The organism is Methylobacterium sp. J-059 (genome assembly GCF_022829485.1).
GTDB lineage: Bacteria > Pseudomonadota > Alphaproteobacteria > Rhizobiales > Beijerinckiaceae > Methylobacterium.
In genome coordinates, this window is record NZ_JAKSYA010000101.1 from 76,058 (window position 1) to 99,708 (window position 23,651).

A 23,651-nucleotide genomic window follows, 5' to 3' on the forward strand; every position below is an offset into this window, starting at 1 on the left:
CATGGCCAACACGCCCCCCCGCGCCGCCCTCCCCCGCGCCGCCTATGCCGACATGTTCGGGCCCACGACCGGCGACCGCATCCGGCTCGCCGACACCTGCCTGGAGATCGAGGTCGAGCGCGACTTCACCACCTACGGCGAGGAGGTGAAGTTCGGCGGCGGCAAGGTGATCCGCGACGGGATGGGGCAGAGCCAGGTCACCAACGCCGACGGCGCGGTGGACACGGTGATCACCAACGCAGTCGTGCTCGACCATTGGGGCGTGGTGAAGTGCGACGTCGGGATCGTGAAGGGGCGGATCGTCCGGCTCGGCAAGGCCGGCAACCCGGACATCCAGCCGGGCGTCGACATCGTCGTCGGCCCGGGCACCGAGGTGATCGCCGGGGAGGGCAAGATCCTCACCGCCGGCGGCTTCGACAGCCACATCCACTTCATCTGCCCGCAGCAGATCGACGAGGCCTTGTGCTCGGGGATCACCACCATGCTCGGCGGCGGCACCGGGCCGGCGCACGGCACCTTCGCCACCACCTGCACGCCGGGCCCCTGGCACATCGCCCGGATGATCGAGGCGGCCGACAGCTTTCCGATGAACCTGGCGTTTGCCGGCAAGGGCAACGCCTCGCGCCCCGACGCTCTCGTCGAGATGGTGCGGGCCGGCGCCTGCGCGCTCAAGCTGCACGAGGATTGGGGCACCACGCCGAAGGCGATCGACACCTGCCTGACGGTCGCCGACCAGCACGACGTGCAGGTGATGATCCACACCGACACGCTGAACGAGTCGGGCTTCGTCGAGGACACGATCGCGGCGTTCGCCGGCCGCACCATCCACGCCTTCCACACCGAGGGCGCCGGCGGCGGGCACGCGCCCGACATCATCAAGGTGGCGGGGCTTGCGCACGTGCTGCCCTCGTCCACCAACCCGACGCGGCCCTACACGAAAAACACTATCGACGAGCATCTCGACATGCTGATGGTGTGCCACCACCTCGACCCGTCGATCCCGGAGGATCTCGCCTTCGCCGAGAGCCGCATCCGCAAGGAGACGATCGCGGCCGAGGACATCCTGCACGACATCGGCGCGCTCTCGATGATGTCGTCGGACAGCCAGGCCATGGGCCGGGTCGGCGAGGTCGCGATCCGCACCTGGCAGACGGCGGACAAGATGAAGCGTCAGCGCGGCGCCCTCCCCGGCGACGCCTCGGGCAACGACAACCTGCGGGCGCGGCGCTACATCGCGAAATACACGATCAACCCGGCGATCGCGCACGGCGTGTCGGCCCATATCGGCTCGGTCGAGCCGGGCAAGCTCGCCGACCTCGTGCTGTGGTCGCCGGCCTTCTTCGGGGTGAAGCCCGACCTCGTGATCAAGGGCGGCATGATCGCGGTGGCGCCGATGGGCGATCCCAACGCCTCGATTCCGACGCCGCAGCCGGTGCATTACCGTCCGATGTTCGGCGCCTACGGCCGCGCGCCGTTCGCGACCGCGCTGACCTTCGTCTCGAAGGCCGCGATCGCGGACGGCCTGCGCGAGCGCCTGGGTGTCCAGAAGCAGCTCGTCGCGGTGGAGAACGTGCGCGGCGGCATCTCGAAGAAGAGCATGATCCTCAACGACGCGACGCCCGAGATCGAGGTCGACCCCGAGACCTACGACGTGCGCGCCGACGGCGAGCTGCTGGTCTGCGAGCCGGCCGACGTTCTGCCGATGGCGCAGCGGTACTTTTTGTTTTGAGGTAGGATCGGCACGTTCGAGGAGAGCCACGATGTCGAACGCCGCGCTGAGACCGCCTCCGGCGGCCGATCCCTATGAGACGGACTTCTATCTCTGGACGCAGGCCCAGGCCGAGCTGCTGCGGGCACGCCGGTTCGACGAGCTCGACCTGAGGAATCTGATCGACGAGGTGAGGAGCGTGGGCGGCAGCGAGAAGCACCAGATCGAAAGCCGCCTGGACGTTCTTCTCGGCCATCTCCTCAAGTGGAAGTACCAGCCGGGATTGCGCAACAACAGCTGGACGGCCACGATCTTCGAGCAGCGGACCCGGATCGGCCGTGTTCTGCGCGCCAGCCCCAGCCTCAAGCGCTACCCGGCGGATGTCTTCGACGCGTGTTACCTGTCCGGCCGCCTGCTGGCGTCGAAGGAGACCGGCATCGACTTCACGCTGTTTCCCGAGGTGCCGCCGTTCACGGTCGTTCAGGCGCTCGACCTCGACTACCTGCCCAAGGAGCCCGACCTGCTGGATCAGTCCTGACCCCATGATCCGCGCCACCCGCGTCATCCGCGCCGACGTTCTCGCCGGAGCCGAGATCGTCGACCGCATTGTGCTCGACCACGGCGACCGGCATCGCCGCCGCATGGCGATGCGCGGCGTCGGCGGGCTCGCCTTCCTGCTCGACCTGCCCGAGCCCATGGTGCTCGACGACGGCGACGCGCTGGCGCTGGAGGATGGGCGGCTCGTCTGGGTCGAGGCCGCGCCCGAGCGCCTGCTGGAGGTCCGGGCCGGGTCGGACCTCGCCCTGAAGCGGCTGATCTGGCATATCGGCAACCGGCACATCCCGGCCGAGATCACCGCGGACGCGGTGTTCATCGCCTTCGACCATGTGCTGGCCGAGATGGTGCGGGGCCTCGGCGGCAGCGCCGAGCCGGTCGAGCGCCCGTTCCGGCCGGAAGGGGGCGCCTATGCCGGCGGCCACGCCCAGGCGCATGGCCATGATGTCGGCAACCCTGGCGAGCCCGCGGGCGGCCGCGCCCATCATCACGGCGACGGGCGCTACCACACCCATGATTGAGCGCATCCGGCTGATGGCGTGGCTGTCGCCGACCTACCCGGTCGGCGCCTACGCCTACTCGCACGGGCTCGAATGGGCGGTGGAGGCAGGTGACGTCGCCGACGAGGCGGGCATCGCCGGCTGGCTCGGCGACGTGATGGAGCACGGGGCCGGCCGCAACGACCTGATCCTGGCGGCCCACGCCCACCGCGCCGCGGCGGCGGCGGCTCTGCCGGACCTCGCCGGGATCAACGATCTCGCCCTGGCGCTGGCGCCGTCGCGCGAGCTTCACCTCGAGACGAGCCAGCAGGGCCGCAGCTTCCTCGACGCGACCCTGGCGGCTTGGCCGTGCCCACCCCTCGACGGGGTCGCCGGGGCGCTGCCGGGGGCGGTCGCCTACCCGGTCGCGGTCGGGGCCGCCGCGGGCGCGCACGGCATGGACCGGCCGGGGATGCTGGCCGCCTACGGACTCGCCTTCGTCCAGAGTCTCGTCTCGGCCGCGTTGCGCGCCGCGCCGATCGGGCAGGCCGCGGGCACGCGGATCATCGCCGGCCTGAGCCCGCGCATCGCCGCGCTCGCCGAGCAGGCGGAGGCCTGCAGCCTCGACGACCTCGGCTCGGCGACGCTTCGCCTCGATCTCGGCTCGTTCCGGCACGAGACCCAGTATTCGCGGATCTTCCGCTCGTGATCCTCTGACGGAGCTTGCCCGCATGGCATCGAACAATGGACCCTTGCGCGTCGGCATCGGCGGGCCCGTCGGCTCGGGCAAGACCGCGCTGATGGAGCAGCTCTGCAAGCGCTTCCGCGACACCTACGAGATCTGCGCCATCACCAACGACATCTACACCAAGGAGGATGCCCGCATCCTCACGGTGGCCGGCGCGCTCCCCGAGGAGCGGATCATGGGGGTCGAGACCGGGGGCTGCCCGCATACGGCGATCCGCGAGGACGCCTCGATCAACCTGGCGGCGGTGGCCGAAATGCGCCGGCGCTTCCCGAAGCTCGACCTGATCCTGATCGAGTCGGGCGGCGACAACCTCGCGGCGACCTTCTCGCCGGAGCTCGCCGACATCACCCTCTACGTCATCGACGTGGCAGGCGGCGAGAAGATCCCGCGCAAGGGCGGCCCCGGCATCACCCGCTCGGACCTGCTCATCGTCAACAAGACCGACCTCGCGCCGCTGGTCGGCGCCGATCTCGGGGTGATGGAGGCGGATACCCGGCGCATGCGGGGGCCGCGGCCCTACGTGTTCGCATCCCTGCGGGAGGGCGCGGGAGCCGACGCGGTCGCACGCTTCGTCGTCGAGGCCGGCGGCCTCGGTGAGATGCCGTCGCGTTAGTGCTCGGCGTTGGCCGAGCGGGAGCGGGCCGTCCGCGGGCTCTGCGGGACGCCGCCCATCAGCGCATCGAGGCGGCTCATGCGGGCGGAGAACTTCTGGGCGGTCTCGAGGGCGGCGCGGTCGCGCGGGCTCAGCGGCTTCGACCGGATGTCGCCGGCGTGAGCCGAGGCGATCGGCAGGGCGGCGAGGACGAGGGCGGCGATGCGCAGGGACGATGTCATGATCATCACTCCATGCCGGCTCGGCCGTTCACGCGCGAGCACGGGTCGGCCTTCGGCAGGACTTCAACGTAGGGGTGAACGTGCGGCCAAGCTGTGCGCTGTCGCACCGCGTCCGGCGACCGCGCGCATCTCGACAGCCGGATCGATCGATGCAAGGTTTCGTTCGGGATAGCGCCGGCCGGAGGCATCGTGTCCGCCGGCTGTGATGGAGCGGGCATGTCGCCGGAATTGCAGGAATCGCGTGCGGCCCTGATCCTGATCGCCGTCGTGGTCGTATCCGTTCTGATCTTCGGGGCCGTGACCCTCTTCAGCCAGATCGGCTGATCGTCCCCCCTCGTCCGGTCTCGGGCCTCGCCCGAGCGATGTCGGGAATCGAACCGGGCGACGTCTCGGCCTCGTCGGCCGGGCCTGCGCGCCTGCACTGGGCTCGAACAGCATTCCCAGCATCGGATAGCCCTGCATCCCCCAGGAATCGGTAGAATGCAGCGGTGTCGAGCCTGATCCGAGTGTTGAATTAACGCGTTGTTAATTCCATCTTGGGTTGTATATCGGCGGTTCCCAAGCGAAACTGCAACCGAACCGTGGAGGTCCTCCATGCGCTCAGAAACGATCGACCGGTCCCGCTCGCGGCCCGTCGACCTGACGGCGGCCCTGTCGGCCTCCGGCGTGGTCGGAACCTGGGCCTGGTCGGCCCAGCCCGACCGCTGTATTCTGGATGCCGGGGCCGCCGACGTTCTGGCGGGAGACCATGCGATCGCCGGGCTGCCCGTGCCGTTCGAGCGGGCCAAGGCTCGCGTCCATCCCGACGACTTGCCGAAGCTGTCGCGCCACTTCAAGCGCCTGCGCCGCAGCGGGGGCCTGTTCGTCGCGGAATACCGCACCGTCTCGACCGCCGGCCGCGTCCGCCGGATCCTCGATCGCGGCCGGCTCGTCCGCAACGAGTCGGGGACCGTGCTGCACGGCCACGGGATCATCATCGACGTCACCGAGGGCGATCTCGACCTCGGCGCCTTCGCCGAGATCGAGCGGAAGGACCCCTCGGCGATCCTCGACACCGCCGCCGCTCACGCCTTGGCCTGCCGCGAGACGATCGATCAGCTCGACAACTCGGAGTTGCGTCTTCTCGTCGACGTGCTGCTCCTCAGCCTCGGCCAGCAGATCGCCGCCCTGTCGCGCGGGCCGGGGCGCGGGCACTGATCGTCGAACCGGCCGGTGCGGCGCGCGTGCCGCCGCGCCGCCGGTGAGGCCGGGCTTCGGCACATCGATCGTGCCGGGCCGGGCGTCCGGCAGGCGCCGGGCCGAAGCGGCGGCGTGCTACTGTACCAGCACGGCCTGGTTGCACATCGTGCCGTCGACGGTGACGTCGGCGTAGCCGAGGCGCAGCCCCAGGATGCGCAGCGTCGTGTCGAGCACCATGTCGAGGGCCGGGGTCACCGCCATCAGCGCGGTCGACAGCAGCGGCCCGAGCAGGGGCGGCACGATCAACCCGTTGATCGAGAGCGACAGGCCCTGGACCAGGCTTCCGGTCAGCGATTGCGTCAGGCCGGTGGTGGACACGGTCTTGGTGACCTGCCGCGTGATCTCGTCGTCGGAGAAGATCAGGGTCTGCGGCGCCGGGCTGGCGATGGTCGTCCGCGCCGTTCCCTGCACCGTCAGCAGCGGCAGCGCGATGAGGTTCGCGAACCGGCTCAGGTCGGGCGTGCCGGCGCCGACCGCGATGCTGCTGCGCGGGACGTTGGCGACGGCGAGGGTCGCGAGTCCGGGCTGCGCATCCACCGTCGCCTGCCGCCGGGTCGAGGCGGTCCAGGGGCAGGCGACCCCGCGCAGGGTCGCCGAGGCCTGCGCCGCCTCGAGATAGATCGGCAGGGTCACGGTTCCGAGGCCGAGCGGCGCGGTCAGCGTCGTCTCGAGCAGCATCCGCACCTGCGCGGTGTGGACCGTCGCGTTCGGCGTGCCCGGCTGGACGTAGCCGGAATCCTGGCGCCGCTCGCCGATCGCCAGCGTCAGCCGCGTGTTGAGCAGGCCCGGGACCGTCGCGCCGAGGTCGAGCGCGATCTGGTTCTGGCCGTTGGCGTTGGCGGCGATGTCGGAGATCACGTCCATCAGGCCGACGAGGGGGCCGGCCGCGCCCCGCGCCGGGGACAGGGCGGCCGCATCCCCGAGGTCGACGACCTGCGCCACGGGGATCAGCGCGCCGGCGTTGGGCAGCGCGCCCATCAGCTTCGTTAGCGCCGTCACCGCGGCGCCCGCCCCCGACGTGCCCTGTGCCGCGACCTTGAGGGCGGCGGTGAGCTGCCCGACGCTGGCGTTGGCGGCGACGAGGTCGGTGTAGTCCGCCGCCTGGAGGTTCAGGTTGGTCGCCAGCGCGTCGAGGAAGCGGAAGGCGTCGACCTGCATCGACAGCAGCGCGTTGTAGTCGAGGACGGAGAGCGAGAGCTTCGTCCCCAGCATCGCCCCGAGCAGGGCGTTGGCGATGCCGCCATCGAGCGCGGCCACGCCGGAGCCGATCGAGATGGCGGCGAACTGCGCGCTCGCGGCCGTGCCCGTCACCTGGATCGGCACGGTCCTGGGCAGGCCGAGCACCTGGGCGAAATGCACCGGCACCCCCGTCCGCAGCCCGACGCGGACGGCATTGGCGGGGCTGGCGCCCGCCTGGAACCGGCTGGCGGGCGCGATCCTGGCGTTGCCGGCGTAGCTCCCGGGCGAGACCGTCACCGTGGCGGCGGCGTAGCCGTTGTCGGCCAGCGAGCGGCGGGCGAGCGCGTCGGCCCCGCCGCCGCCGGCGGCGGCCAGCATCGCGGCGATGTCGACGGCACCCTGCGCCTTGCGCTTGGCCTGCACCACCATGCCGAGATCGATCCCGACCGCGGCCGCGCCCATCAGCGCGGTGGCCCCGAGCGCCACCAGAACCGCGACCGAGCCGCCCCGGGCCGATCGCAGGTCGCGCGCCCGGCGGCTCACAGCCCGCCCCGGCGCACGCTGACCGTGCTGGTGAAGATGTCCGGCGGCAGCGGGACCAGCTTGCCGAGGGACTTCAGCCCGAGCCCGGAGGAATCGTAGGTGAGCGTGACCGTGTAGACGGTGGCGTCGCTCGGGCTGGTGCCGACCGAGACCCCGACGCTGCCGGCCTTGAACATCGCGCTGGCGGCGAGGCTGCGCTGCACCACCGCCTGGGCGAGGGAGGCGCGCTCGCCGTCGCTGACGCCGGCGACCGAGGCGCGTGCCGCCTCCGCCGCGATCTCGCGCAGGGTGTGCGCGGCGCCGAGATAGATGCCGAAGGCGGAGATGCCGGCGAACAGCAGCAGCAGGAGCGGCGTGACCAGCGCGAACTCGACCGCCGCGTTTCCGCCGCGGCAGGCCGCCAGCCTTCCGCCCCCGCGTCCCGCCCTCGTTCCCATCGCACGCGATCCCATGAGCTTGCATCGCAAACCGGCTATGCAACCTACCGTATGAGTTTCGGCTTAAGGAAAGATGTAAATACAATCCGGAGTTGTATATGCTGGTCTCAGGCTGCGGCGGCTTCGTCGCGCGCGGCCGTCAGCATCGCCGTGATCTCGTCGGCCGTGCGCGGCCGGCTGAACAGGAAGCCCTGCATCTCCTGGCAGCCCTCGGCCCGGACGGCGGCGAGCTGTTCCGCGGTCTCGATGCCCTCGACCAGCGTGGTGATGCCGAGGCTGCTGCCGAGGCTCACCAGGGCGCGGATGATCGCCCCGGCCTCGGTCGCCTTCCCGGCATCCTGGACGAAGGACCGGTCGATCTTGATCTTGTCGAAGGGGAACCGGCGCAGGTAGGTCAGGCTCGAATAGCCCGTCCCGAAATCGTCCATCGAGATGCGGATGCCGGTCCGGCGCAGCAGGTGCAGCGTCTCGAGGTTGGCCTCGGTGTCGTCGAGCAGGACGCTCTCGGTGATTTCGAGCTCCAGCCGGTCGGACCGCAACCCGCTCTCGGCCAGGGCGAGCAGCACCGTCTGCGCGAAGGTGCGGTGTCGTAGCTGCACGGCCGAGACGTTGACGGCGACGCTGATCCCGCTCGGCCAGGCGACGGCGTCGCGGCAGGCCCGGTTCAGCACCCATTCCCCGAGGGCGACGATCAGCCCGGTCTCCTCGGCCACCGGGATGAAGGTGGCGGGCGGGATCAGGCCGCGCTCCGGATGGCGCCAGCGGACCAGGGCCTCCAGGCCGGTGACCCGGTTGCTGTCGAGGTTGACCAGCGGCTGGTAGTGCACCTCGAACATCCCGAGCTTCAGGGCGTCGGCGAGGTCGCGCTCGATCGCGCGGCGGACCTCGGCGGTCTCGTCCATCGCCGCCTCGAACAGGCAGGCGGTGCCGCGGCCCTTGCCCTTGGCGTGGTAGAGCGCCTCGTCGGCGTTCTTGAGCAGGCGGTCGATGTCGTCGGCCGCCTCGTCGGCGATGGCGATACCGACGCTCATGCCGATCTCGACGGTGTAGCCGTCGAGATCGTAGGGCGTGCTCACCAGCTCGATCATCCGCTCGGCCAGGGCCAGTGCGCCGGCCGCGTCGGCGACGCGGTGCAGCACCGCGAACTCGTCCCCGCCGAGGCGCGCCACCAGGTCGCCGGTGCGGACCCGCGCGCAGAGCCGTTCGGACACCGCGCGCAGGAGCGCGTCGCCCGCGCCGTGCCCGTGCATGTCGTTGACCGCCTTGAACCGGTCGAGGTCGAGGCAGAGGATCGCGAGCCGCGTGGTCTCGCCCGCACGCCGCGGCTTGCCGAGCATGCTGAGGCCGTGCTCGCGCAACGCCGTGCGGTTGGGCAGGTCGGTGAGCGCGTCGTGGCGCGCCATGTGCGCGATCCGCGCTTCGTTGCGGCGGCGCTCGGTGATGTCCTCGAAGGTCGAGACCCAGCCGCCGTCCTCGATCGTCGGATAGCACACGGCGAGGATCCGGCCGTCGGCGAGCTCGCGCTGGATCGGCTTCGGGTCCGGGTCGAGCAGGGCCTGGCGCGTGCCCTCGCACAGGGCGTCGACGGTGGTGCCTCCGCGATAGCAGCCGGCCGCCACCAGCATCGTGCAGATCTCGCGCTGGGACATCCCGATCCGCAGGGCCTCCGGTGCCAGGCCGAAGATCTCGCAATAGCGCTGGTTGTAGACGACGAGGCGCGCCGCCTCGTCGAACAGGCACAGGCCCTGGGTCATGTTGCTCAGCGCCGCCTCGAAGCGCTTGTTCTGCTCCACCAGGCTGGCGTGCGAGGTGCGCAGCTCCGCGAGCGCGTCGGCGAGGGCACTGCGCGCCTGGCCCTCGGAGCTGATGTCGGTGCCGGTGCCGCGATAGCCGCAGAAGGTCCCGTCCGGCGCGACGACGGGCTCGCCGCTGATGCGGAACCAGCGCACGTGGCCGTCGGGATGGGCGTAGGGATAGATGAAGCCGGTGAAGGCCTGCCGCCGGTCGAGCGCCGTGAAGTAGGGCTCCCAGAAGCTGCCGTCGCCGCCGTTCGCGGCGATCGTCATCCGCGACGTGCCGGTCAGCGCGCCGGCGGTTCGGCCGAGGAAGCGTTCCACCTCGGGAGACAGATAGGTGAAGTTCTGCGCGGCATCGGTCTGCCAGACCCAGTCGGAGTCGATCCTCGCGAGCTCTTCCAGGGTTTGAACGGGCATTCGGGCACCATCAGTCGTGATGCGACCCTCCACGACAGGGATTAAGATTTTATTCGCATTCCCTGCCGCGCGTGGGCGCATCGCCGCCGGAGCCCGACGCCCCTGAGCGCGTTTGACGCTGGCGCGCGACGCCGCCACCCGCGGGTCGCGATCGGCGAAGGTTGGAGCAAGGCCCATGTCGAGCGGTGGCGACGATCTGTTTCCCGGGTTCGAGGCGCTGTGGACCGAGGCCGCCTGGGGCAAGGCCTTCGCCCGCGTCGGCGGCCCGGCGGATGCGCCGCCGCTCCTGCTGCTCCACGGCTTCCCGCAGAGCCACGCGCTCTGGCACCGCATCGCCCCCGACCTCGCCCGCGACCACCGCGTGATCTGCCTCGACCTGCCGGGCTACGGCTGGTCGGCCGCTCCAGAGGGCGATCTGGCCCACGACGGCTACTCCAAGCGCCGGATCGGCGGGGCCATCGTCGCGCTGATGGAGCGGATCGGCCATGTCCGCTTCGCGCTCGCCGGGCACGATCGCGGCGCGCGGGTGGCCTACCGTCTCGCCCTGGACCAGCCCGCCCGCGTCTCGACGCTCGCGCTGCTCGACGTCGTGCCGACGGCGGTCCAGTGGGAGCGGATCGAGGCCGCGCCGGGCGCCAACCCGCACTGGCCGTTCCTCGCCGAGCCGGCCCCGAACCCGGAGACCGCGATCGGCAGGGATCCCGACGGTTATTTCCGGACGCTGATCGCCGGCTGGACGGCGGCCAAGGACCTCTCGGCGTTCGACCCGCGCGCGCTCGACCTCTACGCCCAGGCCTGGTCGGTGCCCGAGCGCATCCATGCGATGTGCGAGGATTACCGCGCGGGCGCCGGCCCCGACCGCGCGGCCGACCGGGCCGACATCGCCGCCGGGCGGACCTTGGCGATGCCGGTCCTCGTTCTCGCCAGCAGCCGCTACCTGGATCGCGACAAGCCGGAGACGGCGCTCGCGGCGTGGCGGCGGACTCTGGCGCCGAACGCGGTCGGCGCCGAGATCGAGTCCGGCCACTTCCTGGCCGAGGAGAACCCGGCCGCGACCCTCGCGGCGCTCCGCCCCTTCCTCGAGAATGAAGCTCCGCGCAAAGCGTAACACGGAGGGCGACGCCCGCCGTGGTTGCGCGGCCGCCCTTCGCCTAGCATGCGCCCCGGACCGCCAGAACGGCGGCCGATCGACAAGATCACGTCTTCCGGGAGGATACGCATGACCAAGGGACAGGTCCGTCTCGCGCTGGCGGTCGCGCTCGCCGCGCTCGCCGCACCCGCCGCCGCGCAGGGCTTCTCGGACGGGGTCGTGAAGATCGGCATCCTCAACGACCAGTCCGGCACCTACGCCGAGTTCGGCGGCCGCTCCTCGATCGAGGCGGCTCGGATGGCGGTCGAGGATTTCGGCGGCTCGATGAACGGGACGCCGATCGAGCTCGTCTCCGCCGACCACCAGAACAAGCCCGACATCGCGTCGGGCATCGCGCGGCAATGGTACGACCGCGACAACGTCGACGCGATCATGGAGCTGACGACCTCGTCGGTGGCGCTCGCGGTCCAGGGCCTGTCGAAGGACAAGCGCAAGATCACCATCACCACCGGCGCGGCCACCGCCGACCTCACCGGCAAGGCCTGCACGCCCTACGGCTATCACTGGGCCTACGACACCCACGCGCTCGCGGTCGGCACCGGCGGCGCCCTGGTGCAGCAGGGCGGCGACACCTGGTTCATGCTGACCGCCGACTACGCCTTCGGCTACTCGCTGGAAGCCGAGATCGCCCGCTACGTCACCTCGAAGGGCGGCAAGGTGCTGGGCAACGTCCGCCATCCGCTCTCGGCGCAGGACTTCTCCTCGTTCCTGCTGCAGGCGCAGGGCTCTGGCGCCAAGGTGATCGGGCTGGCCAATGCCGGCCTCGACACCTCCAACAGCATCAAGCAGGCCGCCGAGTTCGGCATCGTCGAGGGCGGGCAGCGGCTCGCGGCGCTGCTGTTCACCCTGGCGGAGGTGAAGGGCCTCGGCCTCAAGGTCGCGCAGGGCCTGACGCTCACCGAGGGCTGGTACTGGGACCTCACCGACGAGACCCGCGCCTTCGGGCAGCGCTTCATGAAGCGCACCGGCAAGATGCCCAACATGATCCACGTCGGCACCTATTCGGCGGTGCTGCAATACCTCAAGGCGGTGAAGGCCGCCGGGACCGACGAGACCGAGGCGGTCAACACGCTGCTGCACACGATGCCGGTCGACGACGTCTTCGCCAAGGGCGGCAAGGTGCTGCCGAACGGGCGCATGGTCCACGACATGTACCTGTTCGAGGTCAAGAAGCCCGCCGAATCCAAGGGCGAGTGGGACCTCTACAGGAAGCTCGCCACCGTGCCCGGACCGGAGGCCTTCGCCACCGCCGAGGCCAGCGGCTGCCCGCTGACGACGGCGGCGAAGTAGGACCGGAAAGCAGTGACGAAGCGGCCGACCCGTGGCGGCCGACTCCCATCCCCCCCTGATCCTGAGGTGCGGCGCGAGCCGCCGCGAAGGAGACCTTGAGGGATCGCGCGTCGGGGGGAGGCCCCCTTCGAGGGCCGCCGAGGCGGGCGCCTCAGGATGAGGCGGCGGGTGGGAGTGACCCTTGCCGAAGGCGCATCGGGGAGACTGTCGCGACGGCCGCCGCTCAGACGGCCATCAGGCGCAGAACGCCCTCGCCGCGGCGGTGGCCCACGGCGGTGACCGCGACCTCCGACAGGCGGCGATCGGCCACGAGCCCGGCGGCCAGGGCGGCCCCGAACGGCGCCGTCACCTCGAGGCCGTGGCCGATCAGGTCGCCCAGCGCATGGACCGGCCGGTCGGGCGCCAGGGCGGACAGGCGCGCGTGCTCCTCGCCGGTGATCGCCGCGACGCCGGTGGCGCCGGAGACGACCGCTTGCGCCTGCCCGATCCCGGCCTGCCGCCACAGGGCGTCGAGGCTGGTCGAGACGCTGCCGGGCGCGCGCCGGGTGCGATCGCTCGCGACCGGCCCGAGGCGGGCGAGCGCCCGCGCCCCACGGGCCGCGGCGGTCTCGGCGGCTTCGAGCATCAGGAAGGCCGCGCAGCTGCCCAGGATGAACCCGGGTGCGTCCTCGCGGGCGAAGACCGCCGCGTAGTCGGGCTTGCGCAGGAAGCCGCCCATCTCGTGGACGACCATCACGTCCGGCCGCTCGGCGCTGTAGGACCCGCCGACCAGCATCGCGTCGATCTGGCCGGAGGCGATCCGCGCCTGGCCGATGCGCAGCGCGTCCACGCCGGCCGCCTCCTCGCCCATGAAGGTGCGCGACGCGCCGCTGACGCCGTGGACGATGGCGATGTTGCCGGCGAGCAGGTTCGAGAGCTGCGCCAGGAATAGCGTCGGCCGCAGGTCGTTCTGCAACCGTTCGTTGAGATAGGCGCCGGGATCGGCGGCATCGCGCAGGCCGGTGAGGATCGCCCCGTCGACCGCGTAGTCGCGCTCGCCGCCGCCGGCCGCGACCACGAGGTGGAGCGCCTGCTTGAAGGCGGCGTCGTCCTTCACGCCGGCCGAGTCGAGGGCGAGCCCGGCGGCGTAGACGCCGAGGCGCTGCCACGCCTCCATCTGCCGCTGGTCGGACTTCTTCGGGATCTGACCGTCCCAGGCGAGCGCCGGCGCCGGGTGGACGGGATAGGGCGCGAACGTCGTCGCGTCGGTCCGCGGCGGCGTGCCAGCCGCGAGCGCGTCGAGATGGGCGGCCAAGCCCTCGCCGGCACAGGAGACGAGGCCGATCCCGGTGACGACGACGGCGCGGCTCATGCGGGTTCTCCTGCCGGGGCCTCCGCCGGATCCCCGTCCATCACCAGGCCGATCTTCGCGGTGCGCGCGCGCATCAGCGCGTCGAGCCCGTCCGGGAACGGCATGGTGCGGAAGCGAAGCTCGGCATCGGCCAGGAGCTTGCCGTCGTGGCGGATCGCGGCCTTGGTCACGGCGTAGCCCGAGCCGTCATGCTCCAGGCTCGCGGTGACGCTGAGCGTCGCCCCGGGGCCGACGAAGGAGCGGAAGCGCGCCTTGTCCACCGCCATCAGGAACGGCATCTGCGCGAAGTTCAGGTGCGCGAGCACGAGGTAGCCCGAGGCCTGCGCCATCGTCTCGGTGAGCAGCACGCCAGGAACCAGCGGATGGCCGGGGAAGTGCCCTTCGAAGACCGGGCTCTCCATCGGCACCTGGGCCAGGGCCTCGATCCGGCCGGCGGCGCGGTCGAGGCTCACCACGGAATCGATCATCTCGAAATATTCGAGGCGCATGGGCTGCCGATCCGCAGGCTTTCGGAGGGTCGTTCGGTCCGGGCGTCGCCGCCCGGGTCTTGCCGGTGCCGGTCTCGGTGCCGAGACCCCGGGATCAGACCTTGGCGGCCTTCTCCGCGACCAGCGCGTCGATGCGGGCGCAGAGGTTCTTCAGCACGAAGTACTCCTCGGCCGGGACCTTGCCCTCGTTGACTTCCTGGGTCCAGCGCTCGAGCGGCAGCTTGATCCCGAAGGCCTTGTCGACGGCGAACGCGATGTCGAGGAAGGCGAGGCTGTCGATGCCGAGATCGTCGATCGCGTGGCTCTCGGGCGTGATCTTCTCGCGCGGGATGTCGGCGGTGTCGGCGATGATGTCGGCCACGCGCTCGAAGGTGGCGGTGCCGGTGCTGGGCTGGTCTGACATGCGTTCTCGCCGAATCGGGATTGGTGCGACGGGCCGCCGCCGGTGCTCGACGCGGCGCCCCCATCCGCACGGCCCAGTGGCGGAGGGCGCCGCGCGCCGCCCCGTCATGTGGCCGCGACCTCTACACGAGGGGGTCCGGCCCGGCAACCGTGCCGCCCCCGGGGCCCGGATTCCGCGTATGGCAAAGGTCCCGCGGCGGCCTACATGAGCGCGCGGCGGATCGCGCCGGAGGACCCGCCTGATGGACCAGACGCTTCGCACCGAACACGCGCCGCCGCTTCCGCCGGTGGAGAAGGCCAGGGGCCAGGGCGTCGCCCGCGTCGTGCTGGTGCTGGCGCTCGCCGCCCTCGGGCTCTGGATCCTGTCCGGCTTCCTGCCGGCGCTGGCCTGGGCGGTGGTGCTCGCGATCGCGCTGTGGCCGCTCTACGTGCGCGTCGAGCGGCGCTTCCCGCCGGGCGGACACAACGTCGTGCTTCCGCTCGTCGCGACGCTCCTTGTCGCCCTCGTCTTCCTCGCGCCGCTCGTCGTCCTCGGCATCCAGGCGGCGCGCGAGGCCCACGACGTCCTCGACTTCGTGCGCGCGGCCGAGAAGGACGGCATTCCGGTGCCGGACGTCGTCAACCACCTGCCCTACGGCGCGGCGCAGGCCTCGGCGTGGTGGAGCGCCAACCTCAGCCATCCGGATGCCGGCTCCGACATGCTGCGCAGGCTCGACAACGATTCGGTGATCGGGGTGTCGCGCAACGTCGGCAAGGAGGTCGTGCACCGCGTCGTGCTGTTCGGCTTCAGCCTGGTCGCGCTGTTCTTCCTGTTCCGCGACGGCCGCACCATCCGCGATCAGGTCCTCGTCGCCTGCAACCGCCTGTTCGGGCCGCGCGGCGAGCGGGTCGGCCGGCAGATGGTCGCCTCGGTGCACGGCACGGTCGACGGCCTCGTCCTCGTCGGCCTCGGCGAGGGCGTCGTGCTGGGCATCGTCTACTACTTCGCCGGCGTGCCGCACCCGGTGCTGCTCGGCGCGTTCACCGCGGTCGCCGCGATGATCCCGTTCGGCGCCGCGCTCGCCATCGCCATCGCGGCGCTGCTGCTGGTGGCCGCCGGCTCGGTGAAGGCGGCGGTGATCGTGGCCGTGGCCGGCTTCGTCGTGACGTTCGTGGCCGACCACTTCGTGCGCCCGGCGCTCATCGGCGGCACGACCAAGCTGCCGTTCCTGTGGGTGCTGCTCGGCATCCTCGGCGGGGTCGAGACCTTCCACCTGCTCGGTCTGTTCCTCGGCCCGGCGGTGATGGCGGCGCTGATGCTGCTGTGGCGCGAGTTCACGGTCGGCGCGGACGCGAAGGCCCCCTGACATGCGAACGGCCGCGGGATCCGAGATCCCGCGGCCGTTCGGACATGACCAGTCAGGCGCGGCGGCACGGACCCGCGTGCCGCCGGCGCCCGGGATCACATCGGCGGGGTGAGGCCGTCCTTGCCGACGGCGATCAGCTTGCCCTCGATCTTCGATCCGGCCTTGTCGACCACGGCGAAGATCTTCGATCCGGGCATCAGGATCGCCTTGTCGGCCGGCTCGAAGGCGACGATCGGTGCGGTCGGCGGCACCTCGATGGTCTTGGCCGCACCGTCCTTGCCGTAGCCGACGGTCAGCGTCTTGGTGCCGGAGGCGCCGGCCGTGTCGGCCTTCACCGTGCCGTTGGTCATCGCGCTCTTGACGCGCGGCGTGCCCGACTCGGCCTTGACGGTGCCGTTGGTCATCGAGCTCTTCACCGCCGTGCCGCCCGCGGCGGTGTGATCGGTGATCGAATCCCAGCCGTAATGGCCCTCGCCGGTGCCGCGCATCGACTCGGGGAACAGCACCACCTCGAGCGCCGTCATCGGGTTCTCGCCCTTGGTCGCGGTGCCGATGAAGACGCCGTCCTTGATCTGATCGAGGCTCGACTTCACCACCCAGGCGAACTTGGCGCCGCCGACGTCGACGGTCTCGGTCGCGCCGTCGACGGTCTTGATCGTCACCATGCCGCCGTCGGCCTTCTCGATCGTGCCGCGGACGCGCTCCAGCGCCTGGGCCGAGAGGGCGGCACCGGACAGGGTCATCAGGCCGGCAAGGGCGAGGACATTCAGGGTCTTCATAGGGCATCTCCCGGTTGTGGTCGGGAGGTTATGGGGCGGCGGCGGCCGCAAAACACCCTTGCGCACAATCTATTCGCGGTCGCTGGCTCTTATTTCTGGCTCAGACGCGCATCGCCCGGCCGGCGGGCCCGGCCCGCATCATCCGCGGCGGCCGAGCTCGGCGACGTAGCTGCGCAGCAACGCCACCCGTCGCGGGCGGAAGCTGGTGCCGGCCGGTTCCGCCGCCGCGATGCGGTCGGCGCGGAACATGCGGAACGCCGCGCGCAGGCAGCACCAGGCCAGCACCGTCATCTTGTCGTCGAGGTAGACGATGGAGAGCGGCAGGATCGTCCGCACGGTCGTTGCTCCGTCCTTGTCGGCATAGCGGATGGTCACCGCCTCCTCGCGCCAGCACCCGGTGCGGATCGTCGTCATGTCGAAGGTCGCCGGGTAGCGCGTCCCGAAGCGGCGGACTTGCGACACCGCGTGGAGCAGGTGCTGCTCGCGCCGGTCGGACAGCGTTGCCGCGACCTTCGCCAGCACCGAGGCGGCGGCCTCCGCGAGCGCCGGGTCGCCCATGTGGCGGACCTTACCGAGACCCAGCACCAGGGCCTCGATCTCGATCCGGTCGAAGGTCTGCGGCGGCAGCGCGACGTCCTCGACGAGGCGATAGCCGTAGCCGCGCTCGCCCTCGATCCCGGCGCCGGCCGTGCGCAGGCTGTCGATGTCGCGATAGATCGATCGCAACGACACCCCGGTCTCCTCGGCCAGCCGGGCCGCCGTCACCGGCGCCGGCAGGACGCGCATCGCATGCAGCAGTCGGAGCAGCCGGTCGGCTCGGGCCATCGTGCAACTGACGGAAACTGGCAGGAGACCTTGGCTAGACCATCCCCTGCCGACCCGCCAGCAGGAGATCGCCGTGATCACGCTCTACCATTCCCCCAACAGCCGCTCGACCCGCATCGTCGCCCTGCTCAAGGAGCTCGACGCCCTCGACGACGTCCGGATCGAGCGGGTGACCATCCCGCGCAGGGACGGGTCGGGGATCCGCGATCCCGGCAACCCGCATCCCGAGGGCAAGGTGCCGATGCTCGACCACGACGGCACGCTGGTCCGCGAATCGAGCGCCATCGTGCAGTACCTCGCCGAGCTGTTCCCGAAGTCCGGGCTCGCCGTCCCCCACGGGCATAGGCAGCGCGGCGCCTATCTCGGGTGGCTCGCCTGGTACGCGGGCGTGCTGGAGCCGGTTCTGGTCGTCGAGGCCGCCGGGCTGGATCACCCGTTCCTGACGCAGACGTTCCGGAACGGCGCGGAGGCCAGGGCACGCCTGGCCTCCGCACTCGCCGGCGGCCCGTTCCTGCTCGGGGACCGCTTCACCGCGGTCGACCTGCTGCTGCACTCGCCCTTCGCGTGGTTCGGCAAGCCCGGCGTGCCGGCCATTGATGCCTGGGTCGATCGTTGCACCGCGCGGCCCGGCGCCACCTTCGCGGCGGCGTTCGACGCGGCGCAGGCGGCCGCCTGATCCGACCGGCACGCACCGCATGAAAAGAGCCGCCGCGGGACGGACCCGCGGCGGCTCGACGACGGGTCGTGAGGCCGGGCGACCCGAGGGCCGCCCGACCCGAGCTTCAGGCTGCGAGCGAGCGCAGCACGTAGGGCAGGATCCCGCCGTTGCGGAAGTATTCCAGCTCGTCCAGCGTATCGATGCGGCAGGTCAGCGGCACCTCCTGCTTGGTGCCGTCGGCCGCGGTGATCTCGGCCGTCAGGGTCTGGCGCGGCTTCAACTCGCCGGCGAGGCCCTTGATCGTGACGGTCTCGTCGCCCTTGAGCCCGAGCGAGGCCCACGAGGTCTCGCCCTGGAACACCAGCGGCACCACGCCCATGCCGACGAGGTTCGAGCGGTGGATGCGCTCGAAGCTCTCGGCCACGACCGCGCGCACGCCGAGCAGCTTCGTGCCCTTGGCCGCCCAGTCGCGCGACGAGCCGGTGCCGTACTCCTTGCCCGCGAAGACCACGAGCGGGGTGCCGGCTTCGGCGTATCTCTGCGCCGCGTCGTAGATGTACATCTGCTCGCCCGAGGGCTGGAACAGGGTCCAGCCGCCCTCGACCACCTGGCCGGCGGGATCGCGCACCATCTGGTTCTTGATGCGGATGTTGGCGAAGGTGCCGCGCATCATCACCTGGTGGTTGCCGCGGCGGGTGCCGTACTGGTTGAAGTCCTGCACCCGGACCTGATGCTCCTGCAGGTAGGCGCCGGCGGGCGAGGCCGCGCGGATGTTGCCGGCCGGCGAGATGTGATCGGTGGTGATCGAGTCGAGGAACAGGCCGAGGATGCGGGCGTCCTGGATGTCGGTGATCGGCGCCGGCTCCTTCTGCATCCCCTCGAAGTAGGGCGGGTTCTGCACGTAGGTGGAGCCGCCGTTCCAGGCGAAGGTCTCGGCCTCGGTGACCTCGACCCCCTGCCAGTTCGCGTCGCCGGTGAAGACGTCGGCGTAGCGCGACTTGAACAGCGCCGAGGTGATGTTCGCCTCGATGAACTGCGCCACCTCGGCCGTCGTCGGCCAGATGTCCTTGAGGTAGACCGGCTGGCCGTCCGAGCCGGTGCCGAGCGGCTCGGTGGTGATGTCGATCTGCATCGAGCCGGCGAGGGCGTAGGCGACGACGAGCGGCGGCGAGGCGAGGTAGTTCGCCCGCACGTCGGGGTTCACGCGGCCCTCGAAGTTGCGGTTGCCCGAGAGCACCGCCGCGGCCACGACGTCGTTGTCGTTGATCGCCTTCGAGATCGCGGCCGGCAGCGGGCCGGAATTGCCGATGCAGGTGGTGCAGCCGAAGCCGACGAGGTTGAAGCCCAGCGCATCGAGCGGCTGCTGCAGCCCGGCCTTCTCGAGGTACTCGGCGACGACCTGCGAGCCCGGCGCCAGCGAAGTCTTCACCCAGGGCTTCGAGCGCAGGCCCTTGGCCACCGCGTTGCGGGCCAGCAGCCCGGCGCCGATCATCACCGACGGGTTCGAGGTGTTGGTGCAGCTCGTGATCGCCGCGATCACCACGTCGCCGTGGCCGATGTCGTAGTTCGCGCCCTCCACCGGGTAGCGCTTGGCGATGTCGGCCGCCTTGCGGAACTCGGTCTCCATCGAGCCGGCGAAGCCGGGCTTGGCGGCGTCGAGCAGCACCCGGTCCTGCGGGCGCTTGGGGCCGGCGAGCGAGGGCCGCACGTCGCCCATGTCGAGCGCGAGCGTGTCGGTGAAGACCGGGTCGGGGGTCTGGGCGTCGCGCCACATGCCCTGCGCCTTGGCGTAGGCCTCGACCAGCGCGATGCGCTCGTCGGTGCGGCCGGTGACCTTCAGGAAGTCGATGGTCTTGCGGTCGATCGGGAAGAAGCCGCAGGTCGCGCCGTATTCGGGCGCCATGTTCGAGATCGTGGCGCGGTCGGCCACCGCCATCTCGTCGAGGCCGGGGCCGTAGAACTCCACGAACTTGCCGACCACGCCCTTCTTGCGCAGCATCTGCGTGACGGTGAGCACGAGGTCCGTGGCGGTGGTGCCCTCGGGCAGCTTGCCGGAGAGCTTGAAGCCGACGACCTCGGGGATCAGCATGGACAGCGGCTGGCCGAGCATCGCGGCTTCCGCCTCGATGCCGCCGACGCCCCAGCCGAGCACGGCCATGCCGTTGACCATGGTGGTGTGCGAATCGGTGCCGACGAGCGAGTCGGGATAGGCGATCTCGGAGCCGTCCGAGGCGTCGGGGTCCCGCTTCGTCCACACGGTCTGCGACAGGTACTCGAGGTTGACCTGGTGGCAGATGCCGGTGCCGGGCGGGACCACGGAGAAGTTGTCGAACGCCGACTGGCCCCACTTGAGGAAGGTGTAGCGCTCGCCGTTGCGCTCGTATTCCAGCGCGACGTTGTCGGCCAGCGCCTTCGGCGTGCCGAACTCGTCGACGATCACCGAATGGTCGATCACGAGGTCGACCGGCACCAGCGGGTTGATCTTCTGCGGGTCGCCGCCGAGGGCCACCATCGCGTCGCGCATCGCGGCGAGGTCGACGACGGCGGGCACGCCGGTGAAGTCCTGCATCAGCACGCGGGAGGGGCGGAAGGCGATCTCGGTCTCGGTCTTGCCGCGGTTGCCGACCCAGGCGACCGTCGCCTCGATGTCGCCCTTCCTGACCGAACGGTCGTCCTCGTAGCGCAGGAGGTTCTCGAGGATCACCTTCATCGAGAACGGCAGGGCCGTGGAGTTGGCGAGCCCGTTCTTCTCGGCCTCGGGGATCGAGTAGTAGGTGTAGGTCTTGCCCGCCGCCTGAAGCGTCTGTCGGGACTTGAAGCTGTCGATGGAAGCCACGGCTGGTCTGATCCTCGCTGGCGTTTGTCGAACACGCGCAGGCATAACCCGCGCCACGAAACCGGTGTTCGGCCTGACTGCGCTCGCAGGGAGCGCGCGCCGCCCCGGGGGTGCCCGGGCAGGAGGGTGCGCGAGGAGCGAATTGGACGCTCGAAGGTCGCGCGGCGCAGCCTGGGGACCGTATAGAACGATTCGAATCTGCCCGCTACCGGGTCGCGGGTGACAGTGCCGCGAGGCTGTCCGCCCGCGTCCTCGGTCCCGTCCGGCTCAGGCGGCGGCTTCCGGCGCCGGGCCGCCGAAGCAGCGCCGCACCGCCGCCCAGAACGCGGCCTGCTCGTCCGCGGTGCAGCGCGCGACCCGCGCCTCCACCATCGCGCGGCCGGCGAGCGCGTCGGGATCCCGGGCCATCTCGGCTTCGGTGCGGACCCGCGGGTCGTTCACGCGCAGCTTCGCGGATTGCGACGGCTTGGTCATGGCGACATCCTCCGTGTCGGCGGTGCGTCCCGGCGTCCCACGATCGCGGAACGCCGCTTGCCCGATGACGGTGAGGTTGCGCGGCTCCTTCGTCTTGCGCAATCGGGCAAGGCGGCGCGGGTGCCGTGGGCTCGTCGTGCAAGAGGGCTTGGTGCCGAGAATGGACGGATGCGCGCCGCCATCGTAAGCCTGACGCGCCTCGGAGACTTCCATGCTCGCCCTCGACCTGCCGCCGGAGATCGAACGCCGCCTCGACGCCCTGGCCCGACGCACCGGCCGCAGCGCGGACGATCACGTGCGTGAGGCGATCCAAGACCACCTCGACGAGATCGAGGACGTCGAGCTCGCGGAGAGCCGGGTCGCAGCCCTGAAAAGCGGCGAGAGCCGGACCGTCACGCTGCAGGCGGTGATGGATCGGCATGGCTTGTCGGATTGAGTTCGAACGGTCCGCGGAACGCGAACTCGATAGGCTCGATCGTGAGGCCGCCGCGCGGATTCTCCGTTTCCTGCGGGATCGCCTGTCGCCCCTGGACGATCCGAGAAGCCTCGGTGAGGCGCTCAAAGGTTCGCGGCTGGGCGGCCTCTGGAAATATCGGGTCGGCGATTACCGGATCATCGCTGCGATCGACGACGCGACCGTCAGGGTCGTCGTGGTACGGATCGGCCACTGGCGCGCGATCTACCGGTAGATCGAAGCGTTTCATTCTCTGAACAGGCAACCTTCGTGCGGCTGACCGTCGATGCCCTCTGCTGCCGCCGCTCGGGGCGAAAAATCTTCTCCGGGCTGACCTTCGCCATCGGCCCGGGCGAGGCGATCACCGTCACCGGCCGCAACGGCGCGGGCAAGTCGAGCCTGCTCGCGATCCTGTCCGGGCGGCTGCGGCCGGATTCGGGCCGGCTCACCGTCCACGACATGGGCGAGGCGGCCCTGCCCGAGTGCCTGCACGCCGTCGGCCATCGCGACGGGCTGAAGAGCAGCCTGACGGCGGCCGAGAACCTCGCCTTCGCGCAAAGCCTTCTCGGGACGAAGCGGCTGAGCCCGCGGGCGGCGCTCGACCGGCTCGGCCTCGCCCACGCGCTCGACCTGCCGGTCGCCTACCTGTCCGCCGGGCAGCGGCGGCGGGTGGCGCTGGCGCGGCTCCTCGTCTGCGCGCGCCCGCTCTGGCTCCTCGACGAGCCGACGGCCGCCCTCGATACCGCCTCGCAGGGCGTGCTCGCCGGTCTGATGGCCGAGCACCGGGCGGCCGGCGGCCTCGTCATCGCCGCCACCCACCAGGCCCTCGGGCTCGAGGACGCGCGCAACCTCCACATCGCGCAGGCCGCCCCGCGGGCGCCCGAGCCGGCGGACGACGCGGAGGAGGCGTGGGCGTGATCCGCATCCTCGCAGCCCTCGTCGCCCGCGACCTGACGCTGGCCTCCCGCGTCGGCGGGTCGGGCATGCTGTCGCTGGTCTTCTTCCTGATGATCGTGGCGCTGGTGCCGTTCGCCCTCGGGCCGGACCTCAACCTGCTTTCGCGGATCGGCCCGGCCATCCTCTGGCTCTCGGCGGTGCTGGCGACGCTGATCGGCCTCGACCGGCTGTTTCAGGCCGACGAGGAGGACGGCTCGCTGGACCTGATGACCGCCGCGCCGATGCCGCTCGAGCTCGTGGTGCTGGCCAAGGTGATCGCGCACTGGATCACCACCGGGCTGCCCCTGGCGCTGGCCTCGCCGCTGTTCGGCCTGCTCGTCGCGCTCGACGGGACCGCCATGGCCGCGACCGCCCTGACGCTGCTCGTCGGCACGCCGGCGCTGACCTTCGTCGGCGCGGTCGGCGCGGCGCTCACCGCCTCGATCCGCCGGGGCGGCCTAATCCTCGCCGTGCTGGTGCTGCCCTTGATGATCCCGACGCTGATCTTCGGCGTCTCGGCCGCGCAGTCGGCCCTCGGCGGCACCGTCCCCTTCGCCACCCCGCTGATGATCCTGTCCGGCCTCAGCCTGATCGCCGCGCTGGTCGGCACCTTCGCGGCGGCGGCGGCCCTGCGCTGGTCGGAATGAGGGCGGGACGCTCGCGCAAGAGATCGGAACGGTCGTGCAATTTCCTTTGCGCCGCCCTGCCTTATCAGACGGCTGGCAGC

At 71.1% G+C, this 23,651-nt stretch carries 26 protein-coding genes; 15 read left to right on the forward strand and 11 right to left on the reverse strand.

The window, feature by feature from the left end:
• Position 1 precedes the first annotated feature (1 nt).
• The 5 genes from ureC to ureG are packed head-to-tail and all read left to right on the forward strand — an operon-like array spanning position 2 to position 4,103.
• Positions 2-1,729, forward strand: a complete 1,728-nt coding sequence (gene ureC / locus MKK55_RS11970) for an urease subunit alpha (protein ID WP_147729309.1) — start codon at positions 2-4, stop codon at positions 1,727-1,729.
• 31 nt (positions 1,730-1,760) lie between these two features.
• Complete coding sequence (locus MKK55_RS11975; protein WP_147843752.1) at positions 1,761-2,246, forward strand: DUF29 domain-containing protein; 486 nt, start codon at positions 1,761-1,763, stop codon at positions 2,244-2,246.
• 4 nt (positions 2,247-2,250) lie between these two features.
• The gene (locus MKK55_RS11980) at positions 2,251-2,784 is read left to right on the forward strand and encodes an urease accessory protein UreE (protein ID WP_243934880.1); all 534 of its coding nucleotides are present in this window, start codon (positions 2,251-2,253) and stop codon (positions 2,782-2,784) included.
• The gene (locus tag MKK55_RS11985) at positions 2,777-3,451 is read left to right on the forward strand and encodes an urease accessory protein UreF (RefSeq protein ID WP_243934881.1); all 675 of its coding nucleotides are present in this window, start codon (positions 2,777-2,779) and stop codon (positions 3,449-3,451) included. Before MKK55_RS11980 ends, MKK55_RS11985 begins: the two co-directional genes overlap by 8 nt.
• Positions 3,452-3,473: 22 nt before the next feature.
• Positions 3,474-4,103 carry an urease accessory protein UreG gene (gene ureG / locus MKK55_RS11990; protein ID WP_243934882.1) on the forward strand — a complete coding sequence of 210 codons (630 nt, stop codon included), beginning with the start codon at positions 3,474-3,476 and terminating at the stop codon, positions 4,101-4,103.
• Here ureG and MKK55_RS11995 read toward each other — a convergent pair.
• Entirely contained in the window at positions 4,100-4,324 is a 225-nt protein-coding gene (locus MKK55_RS11995; protein WP_243934883.1) for a hypothetical protein, read from the reverse strand. The genes ureG and MKK55_RS11995 overlap by 4 nt on opposite strands.
• Before the next feature lie 93 nt (positions 4,325-4,417).
• On the opposite strand from MKK55_RS11995, the gene MKK55_RS12000 reads away from it, so the two are divergent.
• Positions 4,418-4,648 carry a hypothetical protein gene (locus tag MKK55_RS12000; RefSeq protein ID WP_243934885.1) on the forward strand — a complete coding sequence of 77 codons (231 nt, stop codon included), beginning with the start codon at positions 4,418-4,420 and terminating at the stop codon, positions 4,646-4,648.
• Positions 4,649-4,918: 270 nt separating this feature from the next.
• On the forward strand, positions 4,919-5,521 hold the full coding sequence (locus MKK55_RS12005; protein ID WP_147729382.1) for a PAS domain-containing protein: 603 nt from the start codon (positions 4,919-4,921) through the stop codon (positions 5,519-5,521).
• A 117-nt stretch (positions 5,522-5,638) separates the two neighbouring features.
• Here the strand turns inward: MKK55_RS12005 and MKK55_RS12010 are convergent, their stop codons facing one another.
• The 3 genes from MKK55_RS12010 to MKK55_RS12020 form a co-directional block, all read right to left on the reverse strand.
• Positions 5,639-7,285 (reverse strand): TadG family pilus assembly protein, encoded by a 1,647-nt coding sequence (locus tag MKK55_RS12010; protein WP_243934887.1) that lies wholly within the window; start codon positions 7,283-7,285, stop codon positions 5,639-5,641.
• Positions 7,282-7,722: a TadE/TadG family type IV pilus assembly protein gene (locus MKK55_RS12015; protein WP_243934888.1), complete on the reverse strand. Its 441-nt coding sequence runs from the start codon at positions 7,720-7,722 to the stop codon at positions 7,282-7,284. The genes MKK55_RS12010 and MKK55_RS12015 overlap by 4 nt, the downstream gene beginning before the upstream one ends.
• Positions 7,723-7,829: 107 nt before the next feature.
• Positions 7,830-9,935, reverse strand: a complete 2,106-nt coding sequence (locus tag MKK55_RS12020; protein WP_243934889.1) for a putative bifunctional diguanylate cyclase/phosphodiesterase — start codon at positions 9,933-9,935, stop codon at positions 7,830-7,832.
• A gap of 175 nt (positions 9,936-10,110) precedes the next feature.
• On the opposite strand from MKK55_RS12020, the gene MKK55_RS12025 reads away from it, so the two are divergent.
• A complete protein-coding gene (locus MKK55_RS12025; RefSeq protein ID WP_243934890.1) occupies positions 10,111-11,043 on the forward strand; it encodes an alpha/beta fold hydrolase in 933 nt (310 codons plus the stop codon).
• A gap of 111 nt (positions 11,044-11,154) precedes the next feature.
• Positions 11,155-12,375: an ABC transporter substrate-binding protein gene (locus MKK55_RS12030; protein ID WP_147728415.1), complete on the forward strand. Its 1,221-nt coding sequence runs from the start codon at positions 11,155-11,157 to the stop codon at positions 12,373-12,375.
• 223 nt (positions 12,376-12,598) lie between these two features.
• Here MKK55_RS12030 and MKK55_RS12035 read toward each other — a convergent pair whose 3' ends face one another.
• The 3 genes from MKK55_RS12035 to MKK55_RS12045 all read right to left on the reverse strand — a co-directional run bounded on the left by MKK55_RS12035 (position 12,599) and on the right by MKK55_RS12045 (position 14,617).
• Positions 12,599-13,726, reverse strand: coding sequence for a beta-ketoacyl-ACP synthase (locus MKK55_RS12035; protein ID WP_243934891.1), 1,128 nt, complete (start codon positions 13,724-13,726; stop codon positions 12,599-12,601).
• On the reverse strand, positions 13,723-14,214 hold the full coding sequence (locus MKK55_RS12040; protein ID WP_147727327.1) for a 3-hydroxyacyl-ACP dehydratase FabZ family protein: 492 nt from the start codon (positions 14,212-14,214) through the stop codon (positions 13,723-13,725). The genes MKK55_RS12035 and MKK55_RS12040 overlap by 4 nt, the downstream gene beginning before the upstream one ends.
• A 94-nt stretch (positions 14,215-14,308) precedes the next feature.
• Positions 14,309-14,617 (reverse strand): acyl carrier protein, encoded by a 309-nt coding sequence (locus MKK55_RS12045; RefSeq protein WP_147727326.1) that lies wholly within the window; start codon positions 14,615-14,617, stop codon positions 14,309-14,311.
• Positions 14,618-14,858: 241 nt separating this feature from the next.
• On the opposite strand from MKK55_RS12045, the gene MKK55_RS12050 reads away from it, so the two are divergent.
• Positions 14,859-15,962: an AI-2E family transporter gene (locus tag MKK55_RS12050; protein ID WP_243934893.1), complete on the forward strand. Its 1,104-nt coding sequence runs from the start codon at positions 14,859-14,861 to the stop codon at positions 15,960-15,962.
• Between the two features lie 95 nt (positions 15,963-16,057).
• Here MKK55_RS12050 and MKK55_RS12055 read toward each other — a convergent pair whose 3' ends face one another.
• Together MKK55_RS12055 and MKK55_RS12060 are read right to left on the reverse strand one after the other, a co-directional pair.
• Entirely contained in the window at positions 16,058-16,741 is a 684-nt protein-coding gene (locus tag MKK55_RS12055; RefSeq protein ID WP_147727324.1) for a metal ABC transporter permease, read from the reverse strand.
• A 138-nt stretch (positions 16,742-16,879) separates the two neighbouring features.
• The gene (locus tag MKK55_RS12060) at positions 16,880-17,566 is read right to left on the reverse strand and encodes a helix-turn-helix transcriptional regulator (RefSeq protein ID WP_243934894.1); all 687 of its coding nucleotides are present in this window, start codon (positions 17,564-17,566) and stop codon (positions 16,880-16,882) included.
• 73 nt (positions 17,567-17,639) lie between these two features.
• Between MKK55_RS12060 and MKK55_RS12065 the strand changes: the two genes are divergently transcribed.
• Positions 17,640-18,242 (forward strand): glutathione S-transferase family protein, encoded by a 603-nt coding sequence (locus MKK55_RS12065; RefSeq protein ID WP_243934895.1) that lies wholly within the window; start codon positions 17,640-17,642, stop codon positions 18,240-18,242.
• A 106-nt stretch (positions 18,243-18,348) separates the two neighbouring features.
• On the opposite strand, the gene acnA is transcribed toward MKK55_RS12065, so the two are convergent.
• The gene (gene acnA, locus MKK55_RS12070) at positions 18,349-21,060 is read right to left on the reverse strand and encodes an aconitate hydratase AcnA (RefSeq protein ID WP_243934896.1); all 2,712 of its coding nucleotides are present in this window, start codon (positions 21,058-21,060) and stop codon (positions 18,349-18,351) included.
• 267 nt (positions 21,061-21,327) lie between these two features.
• Complete coding sequence (locus MKK55_RS12075) at positions 21,328-21,534, reverse strand: hypothetical protein (protein ID WP_147727329.1); 207 nt, start codon at positions 21,532-21,534, stop codon at positions 21,328-21,330.
• Positions 21,535-21,745: 211 nt separating this feature from the next.
• On the opposite strand from MKK55_RS12075, the gene MKK55_RS12080 reads away from it, so the two are divergent.
• Genes MKK55_RS12080 through ccmB form a run of 4 tightly spaced genes read left to right on the forward strand, consistent with a single transcriptional unit; the run spans position 21,746 to position 23,571 of the window.
• Positions 21,746-21,970, forward strand: a complete 225-nt coding sequence (locus MKK55_RS12080) for a TraY domain-containing protein (protein ID WP_147842505.1) — start codon at positions 21,746-21,748, stop codon at positions 21,968-21,970.
• A complete protein-coding gene (locus MKK55_RS12085) occupies positions 21,954-22,223 on the forward strand; it encodes a type II toxin-antitoxin system RelE family toxin (protein ID WP_243934897.1) in 270 nt (89 codons plus the stop codon). Before MKK55_RS12080 ends, MKK55_RS12085 begins: the two co-directional genes overlap by 17 nt.
• A 35-nt stretch (positions 22,224-22,258) precedes the next feature.
• Complete coding sequence (ccmA, locus tag MKK55_RS12090; RefSeq protein WP_147842504.1) at positions 22,259-22,906, forward strand: heme ABC exporter ATP-binding protein CcmA; 648 nt, start codon at positions 22,259-22,261, stop codon at positions 22,904-22,906.
• Positions 22,903-23,571, forward strand: a complete 669-nt coding sequence (gene ccmB, locus MKK55_RS12095; protein ID WP_243934898.1) for a heme exporter protein CcmB — start codon at positions 22,903-22,905, stop codon at positions 23,569-23,571. The genes ccmA and ccmB overlap by 4 nt, the downstream gene beginning before the upstream one ends.
• Positions 23,572-23,651 lie beyond the last annotated feature (80 nt).